Source organism: Pseudomonas sp. NFPP07 (assembly GCF_900115645.1).
Lineage (GTDB): Bacteria > Pseudomonadota > Gammaproteobacteria > Pseudomonadales > Pseudomonadaceae > Aquipseudomonas > Aquipseudomonas chlororaphis.
The window spans coordinates 432,105-457,898 of sequence record NZ_FOXG01000001.1 but is presented as its reverse complement, the minus strand read 5'-3'; the positions used below and the strand labels follow the sequence as shown (position 1 = coordinate 457,898).

Annotated in this window: 30 protein-coding genes; 17 read left to right on the top strand and 13 right to left on the bottom strand. The window is 63.7% G+C overall.

The window, feature by feature from the left end:
• Positions 1-131: 131 nt before the first annotated feature.
• Positions 132-1,820 (top strand): long-chain-fatty-acid--CoA ligase FadD1, encoded by a 1,689-nt coding sequence (fadD1, locus tag BM019_RS02190; RefSeq protein ID WP_009045218.1) that lies wholly within the window; start codon positions 132-134, stop codon positions 1,818-1,820.
• Positions 1,821-1,985: 165 nt separating this feature from the next.
• On the opposite strand, the gene BM019_RS02185 is transcribed toward fadD1, so the two are convergent.
• The gene (locus BM019_RS02185) at positions 1,986-2,363 is read right to left on the bottom strand and encodes a hypothetical protein (protein ID WP_007925090.1); all 378 of its coding nucleotides are present in this window, start codon (positions 2,361-2,363) and stop codon (positions 1,986-1,988) included.
• 226 nt (positions 2,364-2,589) lie between these two features.
• On the opposite strand from BM019_RS02185, the gene BM019_RS02180 reads away from it, so the two are divergent.
• The 3 genes from BM019_RS02180 to def all read left to right on the top strand — a co-directional run bounded on the left by BM019_RS02180 (position 2,590) and on the right by def (position 4,444).
• Entirely contained in the window at positions 2,590-2,781 is a 192-nt protein-coding gene (locus BM019_RS02180) for a CsbD family protein (protein WP_009045217.1), read from the top strand.
• A gap of 173 nt (positions 2,782-2,954) precedes the next feature.
• Entirely contained in the window at positions 2,955-3,902 is a 948-nt protein-coding gene (locus BM019_RS02175; protein ID WP_007925094.1) for a YihY/virulence factor BrkB family protein, read from the top strand.
• A gap of 2 nt (positions 3,903-3,904) precedes the next feature.
• Positions 3,905-4,444, top strand: a complete 540-nt coding sequence (def, locus tag BM019_RS02170) for a peptide deformylase (RefSeq protein WP_062824912.1) — start codon at positions 3,905-3,907, stop codon at positions 4,442-4,444.
• 84 nt (positions 4,445-4,528) lie between these two features.
• Here the strand turns inward: def and BM019_RS02165 are convergent, their stop codons facing one another.
• Both BM019_RS02165 and gstA read right to left on the bottom strand, forming a co-directional pair.
• Entirely contained in the window at positions 4,529-4,966 is a 438-nt protein-coding gene (locus BM019_RS02165) for a GNAT family N-acetyltransferase (protein WP_092417503.1), read from the bottom strand.
• A 305-nt stretch (positions 4,967-5,271) separates the two neighbouring features.
• Positions 5,272-5,874 (bottom strand): glutathione transferase GstA, encoded by a 603-nt coding sequence (gene gstA, locus BM019_RS02160; protein WP_092417502.1) that lies wholly within the window; start codon positions 5,872-5,874, stop codon positions 5,272-5,274.
• A 96-nt stretch (positions 5,875-5,970) separates the two neighbouring features.
• Between gstA and BM019_RS02155 the strand changes: the two genes are divergently transcribed.
• Positions 5,971-6,843, top strand: coding sequence for a LysR family transcriptional regulator (locus BM019_RS02155; RefSeq protein WP_092417501.1), 873 nt, complete (start codon positions 5,971-5,973; stop codon positions 6,841-6,843).
• Positions 6,844-6,907: 64 nt separating this feature from the next.
• Here the strand turns inward: BM019_RS02155 and BM019_RS02150 are convergent, their stop codons facing one another.
• The 4 genes from BM019_RS02150 to BM019_RS02135 all read right to left on the bottom strand — a co-directional run bounded on the left by BM019_RS02150 (position 6,908) and on the right by BM019_RS02135 (position 10,335).
• Entirely contained in the window at positions 6,908-7,417 is a 510-nt protein-coding gene (locus BM019_RS02150; protein WP_092417500.1) for a hypothetical protein, read from the bottom strand.
• Between the two features lie 169 nt (positions 7,418-7,586).
• Positions 7,587-9,008 carry an MFS transporter gene (locus BM019_RS02145; protein WP_092417499.1) on the bottom strand — a complete coding sequence of 474 codons (1,422 nt, stop codon included), beginning with the start codon at positions 9,006-9,008 and terminating at the stop codon, positions 7,587-7,589.
• Positions 9,009-9,191: 183 nt separating this feature from the next.
• Positions 9,192-9,821 carry a glutathione S-transferase family protein gene (locus tag BM019_RS02140; RefSeq protein ID WP_092417498.1) on the bottom strand — a complete coding sequence of 210 codons (630 nt, stop codon included), beginning with the start codon at positions 9,819-9,821 and terminating at the stop codon, positions 9,192-9,194.
• 82 nt (positions 9,822-9,903) lie between these two features.
• Positions 9,904-10,335, bottom strand: coding sequence for a PACE efflux transporter (locus BM019_RS02135; RefSeq protein ID WP_092417497.1), 432 nt, complete (start codon positions 10,333-10,335; stop codon positions 9,904-9,906).
• 148 nt (positions 10,336-10,483) lie between these two features.
• On the opposite strand from BM019_RS02135, the gene BM019_RS02130 reads away from it, so the two are divergent.
• Positions 10,484-11,407 carry a LysR family transcriptional regulator gene (locus BM019_RS02130; protein ID WP_092417496.1) on the top strand — a complete coding sequence of 308 codons (924 nt, stop codon included), beginning with the start codon at positions 10,484-10,486 and terminating at the stop codon, positions 11,405-11,407.
• A gap of 10 nt (positions 11,408-11,417) precedes the next feature.
• Here BM019_RS02130 and BM019_RS02125 read toward each other — a convergent pair whose 3' ends face one another.
• Positions 11,418-12,377: a LysR substrate-binding domain-containing protein gene (locus BM019_RS02125; RefSeq protein ID WP_092417495.1), complete on the bottom strand. Its 960-nt coding sequence runs from the start codon at positions 12,375-12,377 to the stop codon at positions 11,418-11,420.
• Between the two features lie 66 nt (positions 12,378-12,443).
• On the opposite strand from BM019_RS02125, the gene BM019_RS02120 reads away from it, so the two are divergent.
• Positions 12,444-13,061 (top strand): LysE family transporter, encoded by a 618-nt coding sequence (locus BM019_RS02120; protein WP_092417494.1) that lies wholly within the window; start codon positions 12,444-12,446, stop codon positions 13,059-13,061.
• A gap of 7 nt (positions 13,062-13,068) precedes the next feature.
• On the opposite strand, the gene BM019_RS02115 is transcribed toward BM019_RS02120, so the two are convergent.
• Positions 13,069-14,100 carry an HTH-type transcriptional regulator GntR gene (locus tag BM019_RS02115; RefSeq protein WP_092417493.1) on the bottom strand — a complete coding sequence of 344 codons (1,032 nt, stop codon included), beginning with the start codon at positions 14,098-14,100 and terminating at the stop codon, positions 13,069-13,071.
• A 215-nt stretch (positions 14,101-14,315) separates the two neighbouring features.
• Between BM019_RS02115 and BM019_RS02110 the strand changes: the two genes are divergently transcribed.
• Both BM019_RS02110 and BM019_RS02105 read left to right on the top strand, forming a co-directional pair.
• The gene (locus tag BM019_RS02110) at positions 14,316-14,849 is read left to right on the top strand and encodes a gluconokinase (RefSeq protein ID WP_009045204.1); all 534 of its coding nucleotides are present in this window, start codon (positions 14,316-14,318) and stop codon (positions 14,847-14,849) included.
• A gap of 83 nt (positions 14,850-14,932) precedes the next feature.
• Positions 14,933-16,285 carry a GntP family permease gene (locus BM019_RS02105; RefSeq protein WP_007925132.1) on the top strand — a complete coding sequence of 451 codons (1,353 nt, stop codon included), beginning with the start codon at positions 14,933-14,935 and terminating at the stop codon, positions 16,283-16,285.
• A 182-nt stretch (positions 16,286-16,467) separates the two neighbouring features.
• Here BM019_RS02105 and alaC read toward each other — a convergent pair whose 3' ends face one another.
• Positions 16,468-17,679, bottom strand: coding sequence for an alanine transaminase (gene alaC, locus BM019_RS02100; protein WP_092417492.1), 1,212 nt, complete (start codon positions 17,677-17,679; stop codon positions 16,468-16,470).
• Between the two features lie 256 nt (positions 17,680-17,935).
• Here alaC and BM019_RS02095 point away from each other — a divergent pair, with 256 nt between their 5' ends.
• From BM019_RS02095 to BM019_RS02085, 3 genes are all read left to right on the top strand, one after another.
• Positions 17,936-18,598 carry a LysE family translocator gene (locus tag BM019_RS02095; protein WP_007925134.1) on the top strand — a complete coding sequence of 221 codons (663 nt, stop codon included), beginning with the start codon at positions 17,936-17,938 and terminating at the stop codon, positions 18,596-18,598.
• A gap of 65 nt (positions 18,599-18,663) precedes the next feature.
• Positions 18,664-19,152 (top strand): GyrI-like domain-containing protein, encoded by a 489-nt coding sequence (locus BM019_RS02090; protein WP_085531996.1) that lies wholly within the window; start codon positions 18,664-18,666, stop codon positions 19,150-19,152.
• A 320-nt stretch (positions 19,153-19,472) separates the two neighbouring features.
• On the top strand, positions 19,473-19,970 hold the full coding sequence (locus BM019_RS02085; RefSeq protein WP_092417491.1) for a GNAT family N-acetyltransferase: 498 nt from the start codon (positions 19,473-19,475) through the stop codon (positions 19,968-19,970).
• Between the two features lie 112 nt (positions 19,971-20,082).
• Here the strand turns inward: BM019_RS02085 and BM019_RS02080 are convergent, their stop codons facing one another.
• On the bottom strand, positions 20,083-20,688 hold the full coding sequence (locus tag BM019_RS02080; RefSeq protein WP_037004957.1) for a pyridoxamine 5'-phosphate oxidase family protein: 606 nt from the start codon (positions 20,686-20,688) through the stop codon (positions 20,083-20,085).
• Positions 20,689-20,708: 20 nt separating this feature from the next.
• The gene (locus BM019_RS02075; protein WP_175510555.1) at positions 20,709-21,194 is read right to left on the bottom strand and encodes a GNAT family N-acetyltransferase; all 486 of its coding nucleotides are present in this window, start codon (positions 21,192-21,194) and stop codon (positions 20,709-20,711) included.
• 194 nt (positions 21,195-21,388) lie between these two features.
• On the opposite strand from BM019_RS02075, the gene BM019_RS02070 reads away from it, so the two are divergent.
• From BM019_RS02070 to BM019_RS02055, 4 genes are all read left to right on the top strand, one after another.
• A complete protein-coding gene (locus BM019_RS02070; RefSeq protein WP_085531992.1) occupies positions 21,389-21,823 on the top strand; it encodes a YybH family protein in 435 nt (144 codons plus the stop codon).
• A gap of 67 nt (positions 21,824-21,890) precedes the next feature.
• Entirely contained in the window at positions 21,891-22,235 is a 345-nt protein-coding gene (locus BM019_RS02065; protein WP_007925146.1) for a YciI family protein, read from the top strand.
• 54 nt (positions 22,236-22,289) lie between these two features.
• Positions 22,290-22,781: an SRPBCC family protein gene (locus BM019_RS02060; protein ID WP_092417489.1), complete on the top strand. Its 492-nt coding sequence runs from the start codon at positions 22,290-22,292 to the stop codon at positions 22,779-22,781.
• Positions 22,781-24,031, top strand: a complete 1,251-nt coding sequence (locus tag BM019_RS02055) for an RNA polymerase sigma factor (RefSeq protein WP_092417488.1) — start codon at positions 22,781-22,783, stop codon at positions 24,029-24,031. The genes BM019_RS02060 and BM019_RS02055 overlap by 1 nt, the downstream gene beginning before the upstream one ends.
• 367 nt (positions 24,032-24,398) lie before the next feature.
• Here the strand turns inward: BM019_RS02055 and BM019_RS02050 are convergent, their stop codons facing one another.
• Complete coding sequence (locus BM019_RS02050) at positions 24,399-25,253, bottom strand: LysR family transcriptional regulator (protein ID WP_053262327.1); 855 nt, start codon at positions 25,251-25,253, stop codon at positions 24,399-24,401.
• A gap of 90 nt (positions 25,254-25,343) precedes the next feature.
• Between BM019_RS02050 and BM019_RS02045 the strand changes: the two genes are divergently transcribed.
• A complete protein-coding gene (locus BM019_RS02045) occupies positions 25,344-25,787 on the top strand; it encodes a multidrug/biocide efflux PACE transporter (protein WP_092417487.1) in 444 nt (147 codons plus the stop codon).
• The last annotated feature ends 7 nt before the right edge of the window (positions 25,788-25,794 follow it).

The window sequence follows — 25,794 nt, the reverse complement described above, 5'->3', positions numbered from 1 at the left end:
GCGCGCTTTGTGACTTCTCGGCCTATGTAGACAGCCAGACTCACCAACAATAGACATCAATAAAAAACACACACAAATAATAATCGCATCAAATGCGCTGACGAATTCGCGTTGCTGAGGAGTGGGCTTCCATGATCCAAGACTTTTGGAAGGATAAGTACCCAGCTGGGATTGCTGCCGATATCAATCCAGACGAGTATCCGAATATTCAGGCGGTGTTGAAGCAGTCCTGCCAACGTTTTGCCAACAAACCGGCCTTTAGCAACCTCGGCAAGACACTCACCTACGGTGAGCTGTACGAACTGTCCGGTGCTTTTGCCGCGTACCTGCAACAGCATACCGATTTGCAACCCGGCGATCGAATCGCCGTGCAACTGCCCAACGTCCTGCAGTACCCGGTCGCGGTATTCGGCGCCATCCGCGCCGGCCTGATCGTGGTCAACACCAACCCGCTGTACACCGCGCGGGAAATGGAACACCAGTTCAACGACTCCGGCGCCAAGGCCCTGGTCTGCCTGGCCAACATGGCGCACCTGGCCGAAGCCGTGGTGCCCAAGACCGGCGTCAAGCATGTGATCGTCACTGAAGTGGCGGACCTGCTGCCACCGCTCAAGCGCCTGCTGATCAACAGCGTCATCAAGTACGTGAAGAAGATGGTGCCGGCCTATCACCTGCCCAAGGCCGTCAAGTTCAACGACGTGCTGAGCCAGGGCCACGGCCAGCCGGTCAAGGACGCCAACCCGGCCAGCAGCGATGTGGCCGTGCTGCAATACACCGGCGGCACCACCGGCGTGGCCAAGGGCGCGATGCTGACCCATCGCAACCTGGTGTCGAACATGCTGCAGTGCAAGGCGCTGATGGGCTCCAACCTCAATGAGGGTTGCGAGATCCTGATCACCCCGCTGCCGCTGTACCACATCTATGCCTTCACCTTTCATTGCATGGCGATGATGCTGATCGGCAACCACAACATCCTGATCAGCAACCCGCGCGACCTGCCGGCGATGGTCAAGGAACTGTCGAAGTGGAAGTTCAGCGGTTTTGTCGGCCTCAACACCCTGTTCGTTGCCCTGTGCAACAACGAAGCCTTCCGCAAGCTGGATTTCTCGGCGCTGAAAGTCACCCTGTCCGGCGGCATGGCGCTGCAACTGGCGGCGGCCGAGCGTTGGAAAGACGTGACCGGCTGCCCGATCTGCGAAGGTTACGGCATGACCGAAACCAGCCCGGTGGCCACCGTCAACCCGATCCAGAACATCCAGATCGGCACCATCGGCATCCCGGTGCCGTCGACCCTGTGCCGGATCATCGACGACGCTGGCACCGAGCTGCCCCTGGGCGAAATCGGCGAGCTGTGCGTCAAGGGTCCGCAGGTCATGAAGGGCTACTGGCAGCGCCAGGACGCCACCGATGAGGTGATGAGCGACGGCTGGCTGAAGACCGGTGATATCGCGTTGATCCAGCCTGATGGCTACATCCGCATTGTCGATCGCAAGAAAGACATGATCCTGGTCTCCGGTTTCAACGTTTATCCGAACGAGCTGGAAGACGTGCTGGCGGGCCTGCCGGGCGTGTTGCAGTGTGCGGCGATCGGCGTGCCGGACGAGAAGTCGGGCGAGTCGATCAAGATCTTCATCGTCGCCAAGCCAGGCGTGACCCTGACCAAGGAGCAAGTGATGGAGCACATGCGCGCCAACGTCACCGGTTACAAGGTGCCCAAGGCCGTCGAGTTCCGCGATGCGCTGCCGACCACCAACGTCGGCAAGATCCTGCGTCGCGAATTGCGCGACGAAGAGCTGAAGAAGCTGGGCGTGAAGAAGTAACACGCCAGGCAAACAAAAAGCCCCGCATCCGCGGGGCTTTTTATTGGGCGCTATCGCCTCAATTCCCTGTAGGAGCGAGCTTGCTCGCGATTGCGTTCTTCCAGTCGCCATCTCAATGGCTGACAGACCGTAATCGCGAGCAAGCTCGCTCCTACAAGGGCCTGTTTACTGCTGGAACTGCGCGAAGTTCACGCCGGTGCCGGCGGGGCGTACGTCCTTGAGGAACGAGTCCTTGTCGGCGCTCAGTTCCAGGCTCAGGGCCGCCTTGCGCTTGCCGGCGTTGCGTACCACCAGGCCTTCGAGTTTTTCCCGCAGGAACAGGGTCGGCACTTTCAGGTGCAGCAACTGGTCGGTGCTCGGGGTGTACAGCAGCAGGTGGACCCATTCGTACTGCCCGATGGCCAGGCGGCCGACCGGCAGATCGAACCACCAGATATTGCGGCTGCGGCTCAGTTCCGCGAAGTGGCAGTTGTTGACGCCCAGCACCGCGCCGCCCAGTTCCTGGTTCCGGCGGGCGATGGCCAGCTTTTTATCGAGTTTCATAACATTCCTACGGATTGGATCTTCAGCGCAGTGCCTGAATACGTTGCGCATTCTCGTGGGTTGGTCGCCAAACATAAAGCGCAACCTGCGTGCGGCGGGCAAATAAGGCGATGAAAGGCCACGCTGAAAATAATTGAAACTCCGCGCAACGGCCTCGGGTCAACCTCAGGGCAGGACCCCAAACCCTCGATTGTTCTACGGATCTATGGATCTACGGAGAAACACCATGGGCAGCACAGCAGACAAGGCAAAAGGCCTGGCCAATGAGGCCGTTGGCAATATCAAGCAAGGTGTCGGCAAAGCGACTGATAACGATCGGTTGGAAACCGAAGGCAAGATTCAGGAAAAGAAAGGTGAGGCGCAGCAAACCCTCGGCAAGGCCAAGGATGCGTTGAAAAAGACCATCGACAAGGCCTGATTCACTGGCTTGCACTGCGACACGACGGCCATCCTCGGATGGCCGTTTTTACATCGGCCATGGCACCCAAACAGGACGAAACGGTTCAAAATCGCCAAACTAGGCTAGTTTGTTGTACAAAACGGCCCCTGAGTCGCCACCGACCCTGAATTCTTGCGGCGAAAGGAGACGCTATGTTCTTGCCGAATTTGAAAGGCCTGCCCCTGCATCGTGTGCTGGTGCGCACGGTCACTGAATTCATCGACGATGAAATGTCGACCTACGCCTCGGCACTGGCCTATCAGATGCTGTTTTCGTTGTTCCCCTTCATTCTGTTCCTGATTGCCTTGATCGGTTTCCTGCACCTGCCGGACTTCTTCTCCTGGTTGCGCCTGCAATCGGAACTGGTGTTGCCGCCCCAGGCGCTGGAGCAGGTCAACCCGGTGATCGACCAGTTGCAGCAATCCAAGGGCGGCCTGCTGTCGGTGGGTATCGTGATTGCCCTGTATACCGCCTCGGCCGGCGTGCGGCTGATGATGAGCGCGATGAACGCCGCTTATGACGTGGTGGAAAAACGCCCGTTGTGGAAACGTTTTCCGCTGTCGATTTTCTACACCATTGGCATCGCCGGCATGCTCCTGGCGGCCGCGGCCTTGATGGTGCTCGGGCCGCAGGTGATGGGCTGGATCGCCGCGCAGGTCGGCCTGGAGGACTTTATCGTCACGGTCTGGACCATCCTGCGCTGGCCGGTGATCGTGATCCTGATGATGGTCGCCGTGGCGCTGATCTATTACGTGATGCCCGACGTGAAGCAGGAGTTCCGCTTCATCACCCCGGGCTCGGTGCTGGCGGTGGTGGTGTGGATCATCGCCTCGTTGGGCTTCGCCTTCTACGTGAAGACCTTTGCAAACTACAACGCCATGTATGGCAGTATCGGAGCGATCATCGTCCTGCTGCTGTACTTCTATATTTCCTCGGCGGTGCTGTTGCTGGGGGCCGAGATGAATGCGGCGATCGAGCACATGTCGTCCGACGGCAAGAACCCTGGAGAAAGGGTGCCCGGCGAGCACGACGAACCCAAACAACACGTATCGGGACTGGGCCGGGACCACTCGCTCAAGCCGACCACTGACGAAGTCTGATCATGATCCGTGAAATCCTCAAAATGGGCGACGAGCGCCTGCTGCGCATCGCGCCATCGGTGCCGCCTGAGATGTTCGACAGCCCCGAGCTGTGGCAACTGATCGACGACATGTTCCAGACCATGGAAAGCGTCGGCGGGGTCGGCCTGGCCGCGCCGCAGATCGGCGTCGACCTGCAACTGGTGATCTTCGGTTTCGAGCACAGCGAGCGTTACCCGCAAGCCGAGGCCGTGCCGCAGACCATCCTGATCAATCCGCTGATCACGCCCTTGAGCCCGGTGCTGGAAGAAGGCTGGGAAGGCTGCCTGTCGGTGCCGGGGCTGCGCGGCGCGGTCGAGCGTTATCAGCACATTCGCTACGAAGGCGTCGACCCCAGGGGCGAACCGATCGTGCGCCTGGCCTCGGGTTTCCACGCACGGGTGGTGCAGCACGAATGCGATCACCTGATCGGCCGCCTGTACCCGTCGCGGATCCGCGACTTCAGCAAATTCGGTTTTACCGAGGTGATGTTCCCCGACCTCGATCCCCACGCCGACGATTGAAACAGACAGCCTGAAACGTCGGTTTCATGGACCTGCCGGAGGCCGGTTTGCCGTTGAGGCGGGCCCGCGCTCCAGGGCCCGCGATCACATCCTGTCGCGGGTCGAGCCGACCAAAGGATCGATGCCCATGGCGATCAGGCTCTTGCTCCTGCGATAACGCTCCAGGCGATCCGCCAGGGCCTGGGGCAGGGCAGGGGCCGTGGTAAAGCCCATGCGTTCGTACAGGGCTTGCAGGTCCGGATGACAGAACAGCCATAGCGGCCCCGGCAGCTGCGCGCGTGACCGTTCGACCAGCATTGCGGCAACGCCCTGGCCGCGATGGGCCGGGTCGACGAACAGCCCGGTCAGCCAGTGGCCCTGGGCGACGGGCGTGAGGTTCAGCCCGGCAATGATCGCTCCCCGTTTCGCCACCCAGGATTGCCCTTCGCCGGCCGCGCGCATCGGCGAGTTGTGGGCGCGATAGAACTTGTTCAGCAGCGGTCGCAGGGTGTCGGCAAGCAGCAGGTATTGGGTGTCGGGCATGGGGTTTCGCAGGGTGGGCCGGGGCAGTGATTATAAAAGTACGAAGTGCGCGGGATAGGTGTATACCAGATGAACGATCCCCTGCGAGTGGAGTGTGCATCATGTCCAAAGGTATGAATGCCAAAAAGACGGCGAAGAAAAAACCCAGCCGGACCGCCGATGAAAAGCGCGCGGACAAGAAAGCCAAGAAGACCGAGCACAATATTTTCGGCCATTGATCCCCTACGAAGCCCGCCCTGCGGGCTTCCTTGTTTTTGCTTCTAAGTAAATAACCGGCAGAGCTGCTGCGGCATCTGCCTCGAGCCTTATGCCGCTTCGGCCGCCAGTGCCGCTTGCACCGCTTCGCGCTGGGCGATTCGCGCCTGGAAACCTGCCAGCGCCGGCCATTGTTCCAGGTCTATGGCGAAGCCGGCGGTCCAGCGCAGCACGGTGAACAGGTAGGCGTCGGCGACACCGAAGGATTCGCCCAGCAGGTAACTCTGCTGCTCCAGCGTGCGGTCCAGCAGCGCCAGGCGCTTGAACAGTTTCTGCCGGATCAGCGCCTGGGTCGCTTCGGGAAACTCGGGGTTGAACAGCCAGCCGAGGCCGCCATGGATCTCGCTGGAGACGAAGTTGAGCATCTCCTGCAACCTCACCCGTTGCCAGCTGCCATTGGCCGGTGCCAGGCCCGCCTGCGGCTTGAGGTCGGCGAGGTATTGCAGGATCGCCGGGCCTTCGGTCAGCACCTGGCCGTCCTCCAGTTCCAGCGCCGCCACATAACCCTTGGGGTTGATCGCCAGGAAGTCGCCGCCGTCGGCCGTGGTTTTATTGCGGTTGTCGACCCGGACCAGGTTGAACGGCAGGGCCAGTTCGCGCAGCACGATATGCGGGGCCAGCGAGCAGGCGTTGGGCGAGAAATACAGGTTCATCGAGGGCTCTCCAGAGGGGGGAGATCAGTGTCATAGTCCGCGCTGCTCTCAGTAAAATTAATCTTTCAGAAAAATCCCATAAGGACAGCTACTGCCATGATGAACCTGATGCACTGGCGCATGCTGGTGGCCGTGGCGGATACCGGCAACATCACCCGCGCCGCCGAGCGGGTCGGCATGACCCAGTCCGGCGCCAGCCAGGCCCTGGCGCTGCTCGAAGACAACCTGGGCGTGCAGCTGTTCACCCGGGAGAACCGCCAGACCCTGCCCACCGCCATTGGCGAACAGGTGGTGGAACAGGCGCGGCTGATGCTCGCGGCGTTGCAGAACATCCGCGACACCGCGGACGCCTGCCGGGACATTCAGCGCGGCACCATTCGCCTGGCGAGTTTCCCCATGGTGCTGGCGACTTTCCTGCCGCCGCTGCTGCGGCGCTTCAAACTGTTGTATCCGGGCATCCAGGTGGTGGCGCTGGAGGTCAGCGACGACGAGGTCGAGGCCTTGCTCGAGGCGCGCTTGATCGATGTCGGGGTGCTGCTCAATCCTGCGCCCGGGCGCAGCGTCGGCCTGCTGGGGCGCGATGCCTGGGTGGCGGTGCTGCCGGCGGGGCATGCCCTGGCGCGCCGTGCTCAGGAACAGGGGGTGACCTTGCAGGAGCTGGTGAGCCAACCCTTCGTGCTGGCTACCGGCGGCTGTTCGGTGAATGCCCGCAGCCTGGCGGTGGATGCCGGCCTGGAGCTGGCGGACGTGCGGGTCGAGGTGCGGGAGTGGAGCAGCGCCTTCACCCTGGTTCGCGAGCAAGTGGGGGTGACCCTGGTGCCGCAGATGACCTTGCCGGAGCAACGCCAGGGCCTGTGCGTGCTGCCGTTGAGCGTGCCGATCCAGCGCACCTTTGCCCTGGTGCTGGCCGAGGGCTGCGAGCCGTCGCCGGCGCTGCGGGCCTTGCTCGACATGCTGGCCCAGGGCTGAGCGCAGCCACTCAAGTCTCCCCATGAAACAGGGTTGCCGTGGGGAACCTGTTTCGACTGGCCGATTAAAGCGCCGCGAGGAACTTGTCGGCGACTTGTTTCTCGACGCCGTTGGCGTCCTTCTCGACTTGCGCCAGCTTCAGCTTGTCCTGGACCCGCTGGGCAATTTCCTGAGCCACCGCCTGCTGTTTCTCCGGTGGCAGGTTTTTCAGGTCTTCCTCGGTAATGCCCATCTCTTCGAGGATGCGGTCGCGCAGGCGCTGCTCGGGGGACTTGCTCATGTAGTCCTTGAACTCATCCAGGGCCGGGCTCTGGATGGCGCTGTTGGCCTGCGCGGTGCTGGCGGTCGGCGGGGTGGCCTGGAGCAGTACGCGGGTCTTGGCGAAGGCCGCCGCGACATTGTCGTTGACCGTGTTGCCGGCCTGCTGCACGGCCTGGGACGCTTGCAGGGTCGCGGTGTTCTGCACGTTCTGCATCAAACCGCTGTACAGCGCGCTGGCGGCCGCGGTGCTCGGGTCCATGTCGGACCGCTGGGTGGGCTGGATCGCCGAGGTTTTCTGGGCACTGACCAACATGATTGGGTACCTGTGTGTAAGGGCTATCGAAGGCTGCGCAGCAATTTGCATGCCGCCACCCTGCAGCGCCCCGGGACGGGGCTCTTTGCCAGGGCTTTGCGCCGATTACCCGGCAAGGCTGGCGGCGCGCGGCGGACAAGCCTTGCCGCTTGCGGCCAGCGACGACCGGTCAACGCTGGGCGATATTCTCCAGGGCCAGGTTGCGGGTACGCGGGCCAAAACGGCCGATGGTGAACATCACGATCAGCATGCTGCCGACAATGAACGCCAGGACCCCGGGCGTGCCGAAGCGGTCGAGGAAAAAGCCGATCAGCAGGCTGCTGAACACCGTCGACAGGCGGCTGAACGAGTAGCAGAAACCCACCGCCCGGGCGCGGATATTGGTGGGGAACAATTCGCTCTGGTAGGAGTGGTAACTGAAGCTCAGCCAGGCGTTGCAGAAGGTGATCATCACCCCGCAGACGATCAGCCCCAGGGCCGTGCTTTGCCAGGCGAACAGGGTGCCGAAGGTCATGGCGCCGAGGGCCGAGCCAACGATCTGCCACTTGTTCTCGAAGCGGTTGGCGAATTTGACGAACAGCAGCGGCCCCAGCGGATAGGCGAGGGTGATGATAAAGGCGTACATCAGGCTGTGGGTGACGCTCACGCCCTGGCCCGAGAGCAGCGCCGGCAGCCAGTTGCCGAAACCGAAGAAACCGATGGCCTGGAACACATGGAACACGATCAGCATCAGCGCCCGGCGCCGATAGGGCGGTTGCCAGATATCGGCGAAACGCCCTGAGCCCTGGACGCCGAGGGCCTCGGGTTGCGGGGTGTCCAGCGGCTTGCCGTGGTCTTTGGCGCAGCGCGCCTCGATGCTGTCCATGATCCGCTCGGCCTCGGCGAAGCGCCCATGCTGGGCCAGCCAGCGCGGCGACTCGGGCAAGCGTGAACGCAACCACCAGATAAACAATGCGAACACCGCGCTGGCCAACACCACCCAGCGCCAGCCGGCGATGCCGAACGGGTCCTGCGGCACCAGCCACCAGGACATCAGCGCCACCGCCGGCACCGAGAGAAACTGCACGAAAAAGGCAAAGGCGAAGGCCGAGCTGCGCATGTGCTTGGGCACCAGCTCGGAGAGGTAGGCGTCGATGGTCACCAGTTCGATGCCCAGGCCGATGCCTACCAGAAAGCGCATGCCGATGATCCCCAGGGCTGAGGTCTGTATGCCCATCAGCACTGTGGCCACGGTGTACCAGATCAGGGCGAAGGTGAAGATCGCCCGGCGCCCGAAGCGGTCGGCGATCGGGCTCAGCAGGCTGGCGCCGAGGAACAGTCCGAGAAAGGTCGCCGAGGCGAAGGCCGCCTGGTCGGAGAAACCGAACACGCCCTGACTGCCGGTGGCGAAGATCCCGTCGCGGATCAGGCCAGGGCTGATATAGGCGGTCTGGAACAGGTCATACAGCTCGAAGAAACCGCCAATCGACAGCAGCGCCACCAGGCGCCAGACGGTGGCGACGGCGGGCAGGCGATCGACGCGGGCGGAGATATCGGCGGCGCGGACCGGGTCGAGGCCGTCGGTAGCGACAGTAGGGGTGAGGGACGACATGGGCGGGATTCCAGGTTTCGGTGAAGAGGAATCTTAGCTGGCTAACGGAAATCAATGATTGTGAATGCGGGGTCGGAAGCCGGGCTGTGCGCTGATTTATTGTCGTATTCCGTTACATTTTGGCGGTTTGTGCCGCAGCATCAACCAAAGCGGCATCCAGCTCCTACAGAAGAAAAAGACGACTCAGGGAATGCCATTGCGTCCATGCAGCAGGAAGGCCGGGCGTTCGCTGAGCCGTGCGTAGTAGGCGGCGACGGCGGGGAAGTTGGGGCGCTCCATGGGCGTCATCATCCAGCGATGCACCGACAGCCCGAGGACGATATCGGCCAGGCTGAACTGCTCGCCGAGCACATAGTCGCCGCTGTTCGCCAGTTGCTGTTCGAGCAGGGCCATCTTGGCGTTCCAGCCGCGAAGGCCGGCGGTGATCCGTTGCGGGTCCTGAAAGTCCGGGTTCTGCCGGACCAGGGCGACGAAGGCGTAGCTCCACGCCGGATTGAGCTCCGTGGCCTGCCAGTCTATCCACTGCTCCACCAACGCCCGGGCCCGGGGTTCGCCGGGCAGCAGCCGTTGCCCGGCGACCTTGCCGGTCAGGTACCGGCAAATACTGTTGGACTCCCAGAGCGCGCCGGCGTCATCGATCAGCACCGGCACCTGGGCGTTGGGGTTGAGCCGGAGAAACTCCGGCGTGTGGGTCGACTGGAAGCCGCTGCCCCAATCCTCGCGTTCGTAGGGCAGGCCCAGTTCCTCGCAGGTCCACAGCACTTTTCGGACGTTGATCGACGAGGCTTTACCGAGAATTCTCAGGGTTCCCATGCAAGCTTTCCTTGGCGGGTGAAGGGCCCTGGAAATCTAACAGCGGCGCCGCTCTTGGGCGATACCGATTTGCACTCTGGCCTCAGACCGGGTCCGGCAGCGCCGACGCCGGCAGGCCAAAGACCCGGTCGAACAGCCAGTTGAAGACGAAGGTGTAGCAGGGGATGAACAGGATCAGCGCCAGGTCCAGCAGGAAGGCCTGCACCAGGCTGATGTTCATCCACCAGGCGATCAACGGAATCAGGAACAGGATCAGCGTCAGCTGGAAACCCACGGCATGGGCGATCCGCCGCTTGACCGTGCGGGTCCGTGAGACCTGGCGGCTTTCCCAACGCTCGAACAGGCTGGTGTAGATGAAGTTCCAGGTCACCGCGATGCTGGTGATCACCACCGCCAGCGGGCCGGTGCTGCTCGGCGAGGTGCCGGACAGCAAGGCCAGGCCCAGGGCCGAGAAGGTCATGCCGAACACCTCGAACAGTGACACGTAAACCAGTTTGCGCTTGATGCCTTGCATGTTTTTTCCTCCGCGTTCGTTGGCCCGGGCCGCTCCTTTTGCAGGAAGGGCTGGCGAATGCGGCGCAAGATAGCTTCAATGTGCCTGACAGAAAAAGTCAGTAGCTTTCAGGTTTACTGATAGGTCGACATCCTAGACAGGCGTCTGCATGAATTTCTCCAGCGACAGCATCCAGTTGTTTCTCGCCGTGCTCGAGCGCGGTTCGTTTTCCGCGGCGGCCCGGGCCCTGGGCAAGGTGCCGTCGGCGGTGAGCATGGGTATCGCCAACCTCGAGGCGGAGCTGGGTTACCCCCTGTTCGATCGCAGCCATCGCGAGCCGGTGCCCACCGCCATGGCCAATGCCCTGGCGCCGCACGCGCGGCTGATCGCCGAGCAGCTCAAGCACCTGCAGGTGCATGCGGTGGAGTTGTCCCTGGGGTTGGAAAGCCGGCTGTCCATCGGCGTGGTCGAGGACATCGACAAGTCCCGGGTGCTGGCGGCGATCAAGCTGATCGCCGAGCGTCATCCGTTGCTCGACATCGAGGTGCTGAGCGCGCCCCAGGACGATCTGTTGCAGCTGCTGCACAGTGGTCGGGTCGCGGTCGGCGTGGCCTTCGCCGGGCTCAGCCTGAACGTGCTGGAGTATTTCCAGTACGTCGGCAGCGAGCGGATGATCGCTTGCATTTCCGCGCGCCATCCGTTACCCGAGGCGCCGGACGCCACCCTCTATCTGGAAGAGCTGGTCAACGTGCGTCAGGTGGTGGTTGCCAGCCGCGATTTGCCGATCCGCGACACCCGGCCGCTGATCGCCGAGTCCTACTGGCGCACCGACAGCCTGGCCATGGCCCTGGACATGGTCGAGTCCGGCATTGGCTGGGGCAATTTCCCGCTATCGGTGATCGCGCCCTTGCTCCAGGCCGGAAGGCTCAAGCGCCTGACCTTCAAGAACATCGACAACGGCCTGCTGCTGCCGGTGCACGCGGTCTGGCTGAAGAACCAGCCCCTGCAAAAGGCCGCCCAGGCTTTTGTGCAGTTGCTGGGTGGGCAGGACCCGGCGCAGGCCCCGCAGGTTCATGCCGAGGTGAGGCCGTAAGCCTGTCCGCTTATGGGGCCGGGCGGGTGGCGTCGTGCTGCTCGCTGCCCAGCGCCTGGTGACGCAGCCAGTCGAGCAAGCGGGCGACGGGCGAGTCCGGGTCGACTGCCTCGGGCGACAACAAATAGTAGGCGCTGCCGTCGGCGATAAAACCGAAAGGCGCGACCAGCAGGCCCGACTCCAGGTCGTCGCGCACCAGTTGCCAGGGCGCGATGGCCAGCCCCAACCCAGCCACCGCCGCTTGCAGGCTGAAGTAGAAATGCTCGAAGACCTGCTCCGTGCCCGGCGCCTGTTGCATTCCCTTGAGGGTCAACCATTGCTCCCAGGCCGCTGCCCGGGTCGCGCTGTGCAGGCGTGGCGCCGTATCCGATAGCCGTACTCTGCCGCTTGCGTCGCGGGTCCAGCCGACGGCCTGGTCCGGGCGACACACCGGGCCGATGGCTTCATCGAACAGCCACTGCGCATGGGTGTGGGGCGGCCAGGGAAAGTCGTTGCGGCGGATCGCCAGGTCGATGCCTTGAGCAAAGGCGAAGGGTCCGCCGCCGGCCACCAGTTGCAGGGGGATATCCGGATGAGCGGCGAAGAAGGCCGGGATCCGTGGAATCAACCAGCGCATCAGCAGGGTCGGTTCGCAGGACAGCACCAGGGCCGCGGCCTTGTCCGGCGTTCGCAGTTTGCGGGCGGCGGCGTCGATCAGGTCGAAGGCATGCTCCACGCTGTGCAGCAATTCGCGGCCGGCCTCGGTGAGAAAGACCCGATGGCTGCGGCGCTCGAACAGCCGTGTGCCGAGGTCTTCTTCCAGGGTGCGGACGGCACGGCTGATGGCACCGTGGGTCAGGTGCAGGGCTTCGCCGGCGCGGGTGAAGCTCTCCAGACGGGCGGCGGTCTCGAAACAGCGCAGGGCGCTCAGGGGCGGCAGGCGGCGATGGCTTGTCTGTGAGTTTTTATCACCGGGAATGTCAGTTTTCATCGTTCGCTCTGTGACGGTTCGTGCCCATAAAGTATGGGCCGGATTCTATAGCGAAGGTGCTTGAAAATGACTGAACTGTTAGTAGTAATCACCATCACCATCCTGGCAGTGCTCAGCCCGGGGCCGGATTTCGCCATGGTCACGCGTAACAGCCTGGTGCTGTCGCGTCGGCACGGGGTGTTCACGGCGCTGGGGATCGGGCTCGGGGTGATGCTGCATATCGGCTACACGCTGTTGGGCGTCGGCCTGCTGGTCAAGGAATCGCTGCTGCTGTTCAGCGTGCTGAAAATCGCCGGGGCGCTGTACCTGGTTTATCTCGGTATCGGCATGCTGCGCAGCCGCGCGGTCGAGGAAGAGGTAACGGTCGATGCGCCGCGGGTCTCGGCGTGGGCGGCGTTGCGTACGGGTTTTTTGACCAATGCGCTGAACCCCAAGACCATGATTTTCGTGGTCAGCCTGTTCATGCAGGTGATGCAGCCAGGTACCGCGCCGGGTGTGCAGATCGGCTATGGCGCGATCATTGTCCTGGCCCATGTGCTGTGGTTCGTGGCGGTGGCGCTGTTCTTTTCGGCGCCGGGCATCCGGGCCCGGCTCATGGCTTACAAGCGGCGTATCGACCAGTTGTTCGGCGTTCTGCTGGTGGGCTTCGGCGTGTTGCTCAGCGCCCTGAGCCTGCGTTCCTGAACGCGGCTCAGGTGCTCTCGCGCACCATCAGCTCGAAGCCCATGTCCACCACCGGCTTGGCCACGCTGTTGCCGGCCATCAGGGTCAGCAGCTGTTCCGCGGCGCGGCGGCCGATGGCTTCGCGCGGGGTGCTGATGCTGCTCAGGCGCGGCACCATGTGCGCCGAGGCGGGCAGGTCGTTGAAGCCCATCACCGCCACTTGCTCGGGGATCCTGATGCCGCAGCGCATGGCTTCCAGCAGGGCGCCGTGGGCCAGGTCGTCGTTGCCGAAGAAGATCGCGTCGACGTCCGGGTAGCTGTGCATCAGTTGCAGGAAGAGTTCGCCGCCTAGGCCCACCGACGAGGGGCGGGGGGTGAGGACTTCCAGTTTCGGGTCGTAGAGGCCGGCTTTCTCCAGGCCGCGGCGGAAACCTTCGCCGCGCATCAGGGTGCGCTGATCGAGCTGGGCACCGATATAGGCCAGGCGCTTGCGCCCGCGGGAGATCAGGTGCTCGGCGGCGGTTTCCCCGGCGTTGTGCTGGGAGAAGCCCACGCAGTTCAGGCCGGCCTCGGGGTTGAGGTCCATCATGTAGACGCAGGGGACGTTGCTGGCTTCGACCATCCGTCGGGCGCTTTCGGTCCGGTCGAAGCCGGTCAGCAGCAAACCGCGGGGCTGGTAGGCCATGTAGTTGCGCAGCAGGTTTTCTTCTTCGTCGGGGGAATAGTGGTAGTTGCCGATCAGCACTTCGAAGCCCTTGGGCCGCAGAACCTGATGAATGGCTTCCAGGGTATCGATGAACAGCAGGTTGGACAGCGACGGCACCAGCACCACCACCGAATGGCTCTGGGCCGAGGCCAGGGCGCGGGCGGCGGGGTTGACCACATAGTTGAGTTCGCGGGCGGCCTTTTGCACCTTTTCCACCAGTTCGGTGGCCACCGTGTCGATGCCGCGCAGCGCTCGCGAGGCAGTGATCGGGCTGACGCCGGCCAGGCGCGCGACTTCGTTGAGGGTAGGGCGCCCCGTGGTGCGGGTATTTTTATCGTTCTTGGAGGAGGTCATCAGACGGCTTGCCAAACAAAATTCAAGTCACTAAGGTAGCGCTGTCTCGAAACAGCTGCAATGCGTGAGCGCGGTCGGCCTGACCCGCACTCTTTGGTTTCGCGGCCTATATACGCGGCAACCCACAAAAATGACAAGAAGGCGTCGGCAGAAACTATTTTTGCACTAGAGTTTCGAAGAGCGAAGGTAGCGCTGTCTGCGCGCTGAGGTGTTTCATGAGTCAACCCATCACCGCCCTGGTCATCATGGGCGTTGCCGGCTGCGGCAAGTCCAGCGTCAGTGAAGCGCTGTGCCAGCGCAGCGGCGCCACGGCCATTGAAGGCGATACGTTCCACCCTGCCGCCAATATCGCCAAGATGAGTGCCGGTATTCCCCTGAACGACGACGACCGTGCCGGCTGGCTCGACAGCCTGTGCGACGAGTTGCGTCGCGCCCTGGCCGCCGGACAACGTCCGGTGCTGACCTGCTCGGCGCTCAAGCGCAAGTACCGCGACCGCCTGCGCAGCGCCACGCCCGGCCTGGGCTTCGTTTTCCTGCAATTGACACCACAGGTGGCCGCCGATCGCGTGGCCCACCGTCCGGGGCATTTCATGCCTTCGACCCTGATCGACAGTCAGTTCGCGACCCTCGAATCTCCCGTGGGCGAACCCCTGACCCTGGCATTGGACGCCACCATCCACAGCGTTGACCGGCTGGCCGAACAGGCCCATGGCTGGTGGCTGGAGCACGGGCTGGACTCACCCCGATAAGCTTCGGTTCACCTGGATAGCGCTATCCCACTCGGCTCACGTTTTTAACGCTTGAATAAAAACAACAAACCGGAGGCAACCCCATGTTTGGCATGTCCCAAGAGACCTATCTGCTGGTAGACGCAGTGGTCACCATTATCGGGCTGATCGTGCTGATCACCCGATTCAAGCTGCATCCCTTCATCGCCCTGACCATCGCCGCGGGTTTCCTCGGCCTGACGTCGGGCATGCCGGTGGACAAGATCATCAAGGCGTTCCAGGACGGCTTCGGTGGGGTACTCGGTTTCGTCGGGATCATCCTCGCGCTGGGCACCATGCTCGGCAAAATGATGGCCGAATCCGGCGGCGCGGATCAGATCGCCCAGACCCTGATCCGCTCGTTCGGCAAGGAGCGGGTGCAGTGGGCGATGATGTTCGCCGCCTTCCTGGTGGGTATCCCGCTGTTCTTCGAGATCGGCTTCGTGCTGCTGATCCCGCTGGTGTTCATCGTCGCCCGGCGCACCGGCGTGTCGATCATCAAGATCGGTATCCCGTTGCTGGCCGGCCTGTCCGCGGTGCACGGCCTGGTGCCGCCGCATCCGGGCCCGCTGCTGGCCATTGGCGTGTTCGGCGCCGACATCGGCAAGACCATTCTCTACGGCCTGATCGTGGCCCTGCCGACCGCGATCATCGCCGGTCCGATCTACGGCACCTTCATCGCCAAGCACATCCCGGGTCATCCGAACCAGGAACTGGTCGACCAGCTGGCGCGCGAAAACACCTCGGCCAACCTGCCGAGCTTCAGCGTGACCCTGCTGACCGTGCTGCTGCCGGTGTTCCTGATGCTGCTCAAGACCTTCGCCGACGTGGCCTTCCCGGACGGGCATTTCTTCCGTATCTGGATGGACATGATCGGTCACCCGATCAGCGCGCTGCTGCTGGCCTTGCTGCTGTCGCTCTACACCTTCGGTTCGCGCCAGGGCATCGGCTCCAAGCAGATCCTCAAGCTGCTCGACGCCAGCCTGGCGCCGACCGCGGCAATCATCCTGATCATCGGTGCCGGCGGTGGCTTCAAGCAGATGCTGGTGACCAGCGGCGTGGGTGACGTAATCGGCCACATGGCGGTCAACGCGCAGATCTCGCCGATCCTGTTGGCGTGGCTGGTGGCGGCGGTGATCCGGATCGCCACCGGTTCGGCGACCGTGGCGACCATCACCGGCGCGGGCATCGTGGTACCGGTGGTCGGCATGATCCCTGGGGTCAACCGCGAGCTGCTGGTGCTGGCCACCGGCGCCGGTTCGCTGATCCTGTCCCACGTCAACGACGCCGGTTTCTGGCTGGTGAAGCAGTACTTCAACATGACCGTGGCGGAAACCTTCAAGACCTGGACCGCGATGGAAACCATCCTTTCGGTGGTGGGCCTGATCTTTATCCTGCTGCTGTCGCTGGTGGTGTGACCCGAACCCTGTAGCCGCTGCCGAAGGCTGCGATCGGCCGGTACGGCCGTAGCGATCTTGCAATCGCTGAAGGCCCTTCGGTCCTTATCGCAGCCTGCGGCAGCGGCTACAGGGGCGGCAGACAGACACAAAAAAACCGCATCGCTGCGGTTTTTTTGTGCCTGCTTGTTTGTCGGCGTATATCAGCCTTTCTGCACCAGGCCATCGGCGCGGAACATGCCGCGGATGCCGCGCACGGCCTGGCGGATACGGTCCTGGTTTTCGATCAGGGCGAAGCGCACATGGTCGTCGCCGTACTCACCGAAACCCACGCCCGGTGAGACGCAGACCTTGGCCTCGGCCAGCAGCTTCTTGGCGAACTCCAGCGAGCCCAGGTGCGCGTAGGCTTCGGGAATCTTCGCCCAGACGTACATCGAGGCCTTGGGATTCTCGACCATCCAGCCCAGCTCATGCAGGCCCTTGACCAGCACATTGCGGCGCTGGCGGTACTGCTCGGCGATGTCTTTCACGCACTGCTGGTCGCCTTCCAGCGCAGCGATGGCCGCCACCTGCAGCGGGGTGAAGGTGCCGTAGTCGTGGTAGCTCTTGATCCGCGCCAGGGCATTGACCAGCTCCGGGTTGCCGACCATGAAACCGATGCGCCAGCCGGCCATGTTGTAGCTCTTGGACAGGGTGAAGAACTCCACCGCGATATCCTTGGCGCCCGGCACCTGCATGATCGACGGGGCTTTCCAGCCGTCGTAGACGATGTCGGCGTAGGCCAGGTCGTGGATCACCAGCACGTCGTACTGCTTGGCCAGGGCGATCACCCGCTCGAAGAAGTCCAGCTCGACGCACTGCGCGGTCGGGTTGGACGGGAAGCCAAGGATCATCATCTTCGGTTTCGGGATCGAGCCGCGGATGGCCCGCTCCAGTTCGTCGAAGAAATCCACGCCTGGCACCAGCGGCACCGAACGCACCTGGGCGCCGGCGATCACTGCGCCGTAGATATGGATCGGGTAGCTCGGGTTGGGCACCAGCACGGTGTCGCCCTGGTCCAGGGTGGCGAGCATCAGGTGCGCCAGGCCTTCCTTGGAACCGATGGTGACGATGGCTTCGCTTTCCGGGTCGATATCGACCTCGTAGCGATCCTTGTACCAGCGCGAAATGGCCCGGCGCAGACGCGGAATACCCTTGGAGGTGGAGTAGCCGTGGGTGTCTTCGCGCTGGGCGACGGTGACCAGTTTCTCGACGATGTGCGGCGGAGTCGCCCCGTCGGGGTTACCCATGCTCAAGTCGATGATGTCTTCGCCGCGCCGACGCGCAGCCATCTTCAGCTCGGCAGTGATATTGAATACGTAAGGGGGGAGTCGATCTATGCGCGCAAAGCGGCGCGGCGAACCTTGTTCGGCCATTGTTGCCTCGGAGTACGTGAGCGCCCGGAACCGTCCGAGCGACGTCGGCCACTGCGGTGGCCTGGGGGCAGACGATAAGGGCTGTGGCGCCAGGCTGTCCAGAGGGGCGCGGCAACTATTTTTTTGCCGGCAGCGGCATTGCCTGGACAGGGATTTGCATCATGCAGGCTGGATTCGCAGCCCGCGCATTGTGTTTGCCGGGCCCTCCCGCGTTAAATACCCCCCACTCGAACAACCGCATCGAACAGGATGAATGATGGAGTTTACCAGCGGCTTTCTGCTGAGCCTTTCGCTGTGCCTGGACATAGGCGTGGCCAATATCGCGATGATTACCCTGGCCATGCAGCGTGGTTATTTCCAGGGTTTTTGCCTGGGCCTGGGCACCTGTGTCGGTGACCTGGTCTACGCCGTGCTGGCGCTGGCCGGCATGACCGTGCTGCTGCAGTACGAAGCGGTGCGTTGGGTGCTGTGGATCGGCGGGTCGGCGCTGCTGGTGTACTTCGCGGCGAAGATGATCTATTCGGCGATCCACCACAGCGCGGTGCTGGCCGAGGCCGGGGAGGTGGACAACGGTTCGCCGCGCAAGGAGTTTTTCCGCGGCATCTTCCTGGCCATGTCGTCCCCCAGCGCGATCCTCTGGTTCGCCGCGGTGGGCGGTACCCTGATTGCCCGTTCCGGCGGCGGTGACCTGCTCAGCTCCGGGCTGTTCCTCAGCGGTTTCTTCTGCGCCGGGCTGGCCTGGGTCGTGGGCCTGTGCTTTGCCGCGACCCAGGGCGGCAAGCTGTTGGGCGACAAGTTGTTGCGCTACTCCTACCTGGCATCTGCGGCGATCTTCTGCTATTTCGCGGTCTACGTGATCCTTTCCGGTTACCAGGAATTCATCGTCGGCGCGGCGGTCGCGGAGCTTCCCGCGCTCTGACCCAGCGATTCGGGTTTGGCCTCTATACTCCCTGCCGAACCCATTTTTCAGGCAGGAGTCGCATCATGGATGAGCAAAAACAGGTCAGCGGGCCGGTGCCGCGTTTCGAGAAGGGGCGCTTTCTGCTGATCGCCGGTCTGGGCGGGCGTTTCACTCCCGAGACGACGCAGGGCATTCCTGAACTCTGGGAACGCTTCATTCCCCATATCGGCAAGGTTCCCGGCCAGGTCGGGGAGGAGACCTACGGCCTCTGCTGCAACCCCGACGGCAAGGGCGGGTTCGAATACATCGCCGGGGTCGAAATCAGCAAACTCGATGATTTGCCCGAGCTGTACCGATGGGTCGAGGTGCCGCCGCAGCACTACGCGGTGTTCGAGCACCAGGGGCCGCTGGCGAGCCTGCCGCAGACCTTCCAGTACATCTGGAAAACCTGGCTGCCGCAGTCCGGGCGCGAAGCCGCCGATGCGCCGGAGTTCGAGCGCTACAGCGCCGACTTCAACCCCGACACCGGCCAGGGCGTGCTGGAAATCTGGCTGCCGCTCAAGGAACAGTGAGCCGCGCCGCGAGTACCGGCCGGGCCCGCGGTGGGCCCGGTCATTTGCCTTTGTTCGGCCGGCGGGCGCGCCACAGATCGATGGACAGGGTGACAAAACCGAACGCACTGATACCGAACAGCACCAGCAAACCGATCTGAACATTGCTCATGGCGACTTCCGTACTCGACCAGGATGGGATTGATTGAGCCCTGATAAATAACCCGGTCGGTGCGCGGATGACAGCGACTCTACGCAGGTTTTACGGGCTTGCCGTCATTCGATATGCAAGCCTTATTACTTTATGATCGGCGGCATTTTCCATAGCCGATCTGTTCCCCATGACCTTATCCAGCCTGTTGATCCGTCAGGTCGCCGCCGCTGACCTGGACCGCTGCTTCGCCATCGAAACCCTGGCCTACGAAGGCGACGAAGCCGCCACCCGGGAAAAGATCGCCACCCGCATCGCCACCTGGCCCGAGGGCTTCATCGTCGCCGAAGGGGAGGGCGTGGTGGCCGGCTTCATCAATTCCGGAGCGGCCTTCGAGGTCGAGATGGCCGACGAGGCCTTCAAGGAACTGATCGGCCACGACCCGGCCGGGCCCCATGTGGTGATCATGTCGGTGGTGGTGCATCCGGACTATCAGGGCCAGGGTGTTTCCCGGCGTCTGCTGGAGGCCTTTATCGAGCGCATGCGCGGCCTGGGCAAGGCCAGCATCAACCTGATGTGCAAGGAGCGGCATGTGCCCTTGTACGAGCGCTTCGGCTTCGTCTACCTCAAGGCTTCGGCGTCGGACCATGGCGGCATGGCCTGGCACGAGATGGTGCTGAAACTGTGAGGTCGTAACGCCACGGCGCAGGAGCCAGGCTTGCCCGCGAAAAGGGCGCCGCGGTCTGGCCGATGTACCGCGTCAGCCTTCATTGCGAGCAAGCTTCGCTCCTGCAGGGCCTTCAATACAGGCTGTTGCGCACCCGTTCCGGCATTTCCCGGTCGTAGCGGTCGGCGTCGAACTGGCCGTCGCAGAGGCGCTTGAGGATGGCGCCGGCCGAGGGCAGGGCCGAGCGTTCCAGGTAGTGCTCGGGGTTCCACAGGTCGGAGCGCACGATGGCCTTGGAGCAGTGGAAGTAGGCCGCCTCGACGTCTACCAGGATCACCGTGCGCGCCGGCTTGCCATTCACCGCGAAGCTGTCCAGCAGCGCCGGCTCGGCCGAGATCCGCGCCCGGCCATTGACCCGCAGGGTCTCGCCGATGCCCGGAATGATGAACAGCAGGGCCACCCGCGGGTCGCTGACGATATTGCGCAGGCTGTCGATGCGGTTGTTGCCCGGGCGGTCGGGCAGGGCCAGGGTGCGCTCGTCGATGATCCGCACGAAACCCGGGGTATCGCCGCGGGGCGAGCCGTCCATGCCGCCTGGGCCGACGGTGCTCAGGATCACCAGCGGCGAGGCGCGCACCATGGCCTGGTAGTCCGGGTTGAGGAAGGGGATTTCCTTGCGCACGGCGCGCTCAATGGGCTGGCCGTAGATTGCTTCCAGTTGCTCGAGGGTGGTCAGCATCATGCTTCTCCTGGGTAACGTCAGAACATCAGGGCCAGACGGCGTTCATAGCCGATGCGGCCCCTGTAGGCCTCGCCGCTGTCGACCCAGCCTTGCTTCAGGTAGAGGCTGAAGGCCGCTGCATTGTCCGTGTCCACCGACAGCATCAGCCCCTTGATCTCTGGCCACGCCTGGCGCGCGGCGGCGGGCAGGGCTTGCAGGCAGGCCCGGCCGTAGCCCTGGCCCTGGACCCGGTGATCGACCTGCAAGGCATGCAGGGTGGCGGTGTCGGGGTCGGCCCAGTGAGGCAGGAACGGCGGGCGCTTGAGCAGCAGGAAGGCCACCGGGACCTCGTCGGCCAGCAGGGCGAAGCCCTTGATCCCGGGCTCCGGCGCCTTGAGCAGGGTATGCAGCGCGGTGTAGATATCGCCGGAATAATGCTTCTGCCGCGGGTGCACTTCGAGCGCGTCGAGCTGCTGCAATTGCCTGGCGTCGAGCTGTTCGTAGGGCACGAGTCGGGTGGTCACTGGGCTGTCCATATCCGGGCACTGAGGGGGCTGGGTAAGTGGCGATTCTAGCGATTTTGCCCAGGGTTCCGGTTTTTTTTCCTGGCCCTGTCGATTTGCCAGGCGGCCAGACGACTAAGGGTGTCTTCACGATTTAACGGTCGCCTGCGGCGGCCACCTTGAGCCCGTATCACTCAATCGCAAGGAGAATCGCCATGAACGCCCAAACCACCGAAAGCGAAATCCGCAGCCTGATCGACGCCTGGCGCCAGGCCGTGATGGCCAAGGACATCGAGCGCATCGTCAGCTATTACGCCGACGACATCACCGCGTTCGACGCCGTGGCCGCGTTGCAATTCAAGGGCAAGCAAGCCTACCGCGCGCACTGGAAGGCCTGCATGGAGTTCTGCCCCGGCCCGGGCATCTTCGACTTCGAGCAACTGCACATAGTCGGCGCCAGCGACAGCGCCTTCGCCCACTGGCTGGCCCACTGCGGCGGCACCGACGACAAGGGCGAGAGCAAGGCCTGCTGGATGCGCGTGACCGCCGGTTACCAGCGCCTGGGCGGCCAGTGGAAAGTGGTCCACGAACACTGGTCGGCGCCGTTCGACATGCAGAGCGGCACCGCCTTGTTCGACCTGCAACCCTGATCGTCGGGTTTTTCGCCAAAGCCTGAAACTGCAGCCATAGTTGATCAGCCCGATCGAGGAGAGCCCCATGAAATACCTATGCCTGGTCTACAGCGACGAACAGCTGTTGCACAGCCTGCCGGAGAGCCCGAAGGACGCCGAGTGCATGGCGTACGCCGAGTCGGTGCAGGGCAGCGGCCGGATGCTCGCCGCCGAGGCCCTGGAGTCGGTGCAGACCGCGACCACGGTGCGCATGCGCGGCGGCCGGCTGTCGATCACCGACGGCCCGTTCGCCGAAACCAAGGAACAGTTGGCCGGGTTCTACCTGATCGATGCCAAGGACCTCAACGAAGCCATCCAGGTCGCCGGCAACATTCCGGCGGCCCGGGTCGGCAGCGTCGAGGTACGCCCGGTGCGTGAGTTGAATCCCTGATCGCCACCCTGGAAAACGAGCCCTGGAAAAACAAGCATAAGCAGGAGTTTCGCAATGACCGAGCACTGCGTGGGCCGTGCGCCCGCCCAATATGAGTTGTCCATCAGCCGCCTGATCGATGCGCCGCCCGGCAAGCTGTTCCGTGCCTGGACCGAACCGCAGTTGCTGGTGCAATGGTGGGGACCCCACGGCATGACCACCCCCGAGTGTGAAATGGACTTGTGGGTCGGCGGCCAGTTTCGCACCCTGATGCGCGCCCCGGACGGCAACGAATACCCGACCATGGGCGTGTTCCTGGAGATCGTCGCGCCGCGGCGGCTGGTGTTCACCGATGCCTTCCTGCCGGGCTGGATTCCTTCGGACAAGGCCTTCATGAGCGCTGAGGTGACCTTCGACGACCTGGATGGCAAGACCCTCTACACCGCCCGCGCCATGCACTGGAGCGAAGAGGATCGCCAGGCCCATGAAGCCATGGGTTTTCACGAGGGCTGGGGGCAGAGCCTGGATCGCCTGGAAAGCCTGGTGACCCGAGGCATGCCGGACTGATGCCGGCGGTGGCGCAAGACAGCGTCAAGGCGCTGGTGGAGACGGTCTACCGCAACGAGTCGCGGCGGATCCTGGCGACCCTGATTCGCCTGCTGGGGGATTTCGACCTCGCCGAAGAAGCCTTGCACGAGGCGTTCTTCGTCGCGGTCGAACGCTGGCAGCGCGACGGCGTACCGGACAACCCGCGGGCCTGGCTGGTGTCGGCCGGGCGTTTCAAGGCCATCGACGGCTTGCGTCGGCGGGCGCGTTTCGCCGCGTCCCAGGCGGCGCTGGTCAGCCAGCTCGAAGAGCTGGAGCAGGCAGACTGGAGCGAGGAAGACCTGGAAGACGACCGCCTGCGCCTGATCTTCACCTGCTGTCACCCGGCGTTGGCGGCGGATGCCCAGGTGCCGCTGACGTTGCGGGAGATCTGCGACCTGACCACCGAGGAAATCGCCCGGGCCTTTCTCTCGGCGCCGGCCACCATCGCCCAGCGCATCGTGCGCGCCAAGGCCAAGATCCGCGATGCGCACATCCCTTATCAGGTGCCGTCCCTGGGCGAACTGCCCGAGCGCCTGGACAGTGTGTTGCGGGTGATTTACCTGGTATTCAACGAAGGCTATTCGGCGTCGATGGGCGCCGAGCTGACCCGCGAAGACCTGACCCATGAGGCGATCCGCCTCGGCCGCCTGTTGCTGGAACTGCTGCCGGAACCCGAAGTGATGGGCCTGCTGGCCTTGATGCTGTTGCATGAGTCGCGGCGCCTGGCGCGAACCTCGGCCACCGGGGAGCTGGTGCTGCTGGACGAGCAGGACCGCTCGCTGTGGGACCGCGAATTGATCGCCGAAGGCTGCGCCCTGGTGGAGCACGCCCTGGGCACCCGCCGTTTCGGCCCGTACTGCCTGCAGGCGGCGATCGCCGCGGTGCATGCCGAGGCGGCGACCGCCGGGGAAACCGACTGGCAGCAGATCGTCGGCCTGTATGACGTGCTGTTGCGCGCCATGCCCTCGCCGGTGATCGAACTCAATCGCGCAGTCGCCATCGCCCAGCGGGACGGACCGCTGGCTGGCCTGGAGCGGGTCGAGGCGATCCTGGCCCGGGGCGAGTTGCAGGATTACCACCTGGCCCATTCGGCGCGGGCCGAGTTCTGCCGGCAATTGGGCCGGATCGAACCGGCACGGGAAGCCTATCTGCGCGCCCTGGAACTGACCCGACAGGAACCGGAGCGGCGTTTTATCGAGAGCAAGCTCGAAGCTCTGAAAACCCTCTGAACGCCTGCCGATCCGAAGACTGTGGTCGGCCGAGCGGTCGTGGTCTATTGACGATTGCTGAAGGCCTTCGGCCTTATCGCAGCCTGCGGCAGCGGCTACAGGGATTGTGGCGCGAGCAGGGGGCCGGGACCGAGCTCTGCAACGTCGCAATGATGCGCTTTTCTTCAGATCAGCCGAACCCTGTTGGCCTTATCGCAGCCTACGGCAGCGGCTACAGGGATTGTGACGCGAGGAGGGGCCGGGAGCGACTCCGGAAACGTCGCAACGATGCGCTTTTCTTCAGATCAGCCGAGCCCTGTAGCCGCTGCCGCAGGCTGCGATCGGGCGCGGAGCGGCCGCCAGCGGGGCGAGCCTCTGCAAAAAACGCTTATTCCAGCATCCGCCCCAGCAACCAGCTGCCCGCCGGACCTGGCGGGTGCAGGCGCGACCACAGGGCATCGACCGCCACGTTGCGCGGCCAGCCACGGGCATCGAGTTCCACCAGGCTGTCGGCGCCGAAACGCTCCACCAGCCAGCGCGGCAGGGGCGCCCAGCCAAAGCCGCCCTGGGCCATTTCCAGCAGCATCAGGTAGCTCGGCGCCGACCACACCCGGCCCCGGGCCCGGCTGTCGTAGGGGTTGACGATGGTCGCCAGGCGCAGCTCGCGGTGCTGTTGCAGGCGCGCCTGATCGATATTTTTCAGTGCCGCCAAGGGGTGGTTGCGCGACACGAACAGGGCGATTTCGGTGCGCTCGTCCACCGTCGAATGGTCGAGGTCCGCCGGGTATTCGGGCTGCATCTCGGCAAAGGCGATCTGTGCCCGACCGCGCTGGACCAGCTCGATCAGGTCGTCGCATTCGGCGATCAGGCATTCCAGTTCCAGGTCCGGGTAGCGTTGTTCGAAGGCGCTCAGCGAGGTCTCGAAACGATCCGATTGATAGGTGTCGGACAAGGCCACCGTGAGCTTGGCTTCCACGCCCTGGGCCAGCTGGCTGGCGGCCATTTCCAGGCGGCTGGTGGCGGCCAGGATGTCTTCGGCCCGCTGCAGCATGACGTGGCCTTGCGGGGTGAGGGCGGGCTTGCGGCTGCTGCGGTCGAACAGCTGCAGGTCGAGGTCGATCTCCAGGCTCGCCACCGCCGCGCTGATGGTCGACTGGCTCTTGCCGAGCTTGCGCGCGGCCGCGGAAAACGAGCCTTGGGTGGCCGCCTGGACAAAGGCCAGCAGTACTTCGTGTGAGGCCATGAACTATCGCCTTGCTCGATGGTTAATGATTATGAAGTATCGGAACCTAAGGTGATCATGGCAACCACATTCACTTGCGGGAGCCAGATCATGAGCAGCACCAAGTCCTTGACCGAGCGGGTTTTCCAGGCCGTGGGCTTCGAGCTGCTGGCGTTCGCGCTGTGTACGCCGCTGCTGGCCTGGATCATGGACAAACCCTTTGTCGACATGGGCGTGGCGACCATCGCCATCGGCCTGATCGCCCTGGCCTGGAACGTGATCTTCAATGGCCTGTTCGACCGCCTGCTCAAGCGCCTGGCCCTGGCGCCCAGCGGCTGGACCCGGGTCGCCCATGCGTTGCTGTTCGAAGGTGGCCTGGTGGCGGTAAGCGTGCCGCTGATTGCCTGGTGGCTGCAGGTCAGCCTGATGCAGGCGTTGATTCTCGACATCGGCGTGCTGCTGTTCTTCCTGCCGTACACCTATGTCTATCACTGGGGTTACGACCTGGTGCGGGAACGCTTGATGCTGCGTCGTCCGCTCGATCGCGCCAGTTGAACAGCGC

Bases quoted from the DNA above. Each gene is read 5' to 3' on its own strand.
- fadD1 (WP_009045218.1), top strand. From the start codon at position 132: ATGATCCAAGACTTTTGGAAGGATAAGTACCCAGCTGGGATTGCTGCC.
- BM019_RS02185 (WP_007925090.1), bottom strand. From the start codon at position 2,363: ATGAAACTCGATAAAAAGCTGGCCATCGCCCGCCGGAACCAGGAACTG.
- BM019_RS02180 (WP_009045217.1), top strand. From the start codon at position 2,590: ATGGGCAGCACAGCAGACAAGGCAAAAGGCCTGGCCAATGAGGCCGTT.
- BM019_RS02175 (WP_007925094.1), top strand. From the start codon at position 2,955: ATGTTCTTGCCGAATTTGAAAGGCCTGCCCCTGCATCGTGTGCTGGTG.
- def (WP_062824912.1), top strand. From the start codon at position 3,905: ATGATCCGTGAAATCCTCAAAATGGGCGACGAGCGCCTGCTGCGCATC.
- BM019_RS02165 (WP_092417503.1), bottom strand. From the start codon at position 4,966: ATGCCCGACACCCAATACCTGCTGCTTGCCGACACCCTGCGACCGCTG.
- gstA (WP_092417502.1), bottom strand. From the start codon at position 5,874: ATGAACCTGTATTTCTCGCCCAACGCCTGCTCGCTGGCCCCGCATATC.
- BM019_RS02155 (WP_092417501.1), top strand. From the start codon at position 5,971: ATGATGAACCTGATGCACTGGCGCATGCTGGTGGCCGTGGCGGATACC.
- BM019_RS02150 (WP_092417500.1), bottom strand. From the start codon at position 7,417: ATGTTGGTCAGTGCCCAGAAAACCTCGGCGATCCAGCCCACCCAGCGG.
- BM019_RS02145 (WP_092417499.1), bottom strand. From the start codon at position 9,008: ATGTCGTCCCTCACCCCTACTGTCGCTACCGACGGCCTCGACCCGGTC.
- BM019_RS02140 (WP_092417498.1), bottom strand. From the start codon at position 9,821: ATGGGAACCCTGAGAATTCTCGGTAAAGCCTCGTCGATCAACGTCCGA.
- BM019_RS02135 (WP_092417497.1), bottom strand. From the start codon at position 10,335: ATGCAAGGCATCAAGCGCAAACTGGTTTACGTGTCACTGTTCGAGGTG.
- BM019_RS02130 (WP_092417496.1), top strand. From the start codon at position 10,484: ATGAATTTCTCCAGCGACAGCATCCAGTTGTTTCTCGCCGTGCTCGAG.
- BM019_RS02125 (WP_092417495.1), bottom strand. From the start codon at position 12,377: ATGAAAACTGACATTCCCGGTGATAAAAACTCACAGACAAGCCATCGC.
- BM019_RS02120 (WP_092417494.1), top strand. From the start codon at position 12,444: ATGACTGAACTGTTAGTAGTAATCACCATCACCATCCTGGCAGTGCTC.
- BM019_RS02115 (WP_092417493.1), bottom strand. From the start codon at position 14,100: ATGACCTCCTCCAAGAACGATAAAAATACCCGCACCACGGGGCGCCCT.
- BM019_RS02110 (WP_009045204.1), top strand. From the start codon at position 14,316: ATGAGTCAACCCATCACCGCCCTGGTCATCATGGGCGTTGCCGGCTGC.
- BM019_RS02105 (WP_007925132.1), top strand. From the start codon at position 14,933: ATGTTTGGCATGTCCCAAGAGACCTATCTGCTGGTAGACGCAGTGGTC.
- alaC (WP_092417492.1), bottom strand. From the start codon at position 17,679: ATGGCCGAACAAGGTTCGCCGCGCCGCTTTGCGCGCATAGATCGACTC.
- BM019_RS02095 (WP_007925134.1), top strand. From the start codon at position 17,936: ATGGAGTTTACCAGCGGCTTTCTGCTGAGCCTTTCGCTGTGCCTGGAC.
- BM019_RS02090 (WP_085531996.1), top strand. From the start codon at position 18,664: ATGGATGAGCAAAAACAGGTCAGCGGGCCGGTGCCGCGTTTCGAGAAG.
- BM019_RS02085 (WP_092417491.1), top strand. From the start codon at position 19,473: ATGACCTTATCCAGCCTGTTGATCCGTCAGGTCGCCGCCGCTGACCTG.
- BM019_RS02080 (WP_037004957.1), bottom strand. From the start codon at position 20,688: ATGCTGACCACCCTCGAGCAACTGGAAGCAATCTACGGCCAGCCCATT.
- BM019_RS02070 (WP_085531992.1), top strand. From the start codon at position 21,389: ATGAACGCCCAAACCACCGAAAGCGAAATCCGCAGCCTGATCGACGCC.
- BM019_RS02065 (WP_007925146.1), top strand. From the start codon at position 21,891: ATGAAATACCTATGCCTGGTCTACAGCGACGAACAGCTGTTGCACAGC.
- BM019_RS02060 (WP_092417489.1), top strand. From the start codon at position 22,290: ATGACCGAGCACTGCGTGGGCCGTGCGCCCGCCCAATATGAGTTGTCC.
- BM019_RS02055 (WP_092417488.1), top strand. From the start codon at position 22,781: ATGCCGGCGGTGGCGCAAGACAGCGTCAAGGCGCTGGTGGAGACGGTC.
- BM019_RS02050 (WP_053262327.1), bottom strand. From the start codon at position 25,253: ATGGCCTCACACGAAGTACTGCTGGCCTTTGTCCAGGCGGCCACCCAA.
- BM019_RS02045 (WP_092417487.1), top strand. From the start codon at position 25,344: ATGAGCAGCACCAAGTCCTTGACCGAGCGGGTTTTCCAGGCCGTGGGC.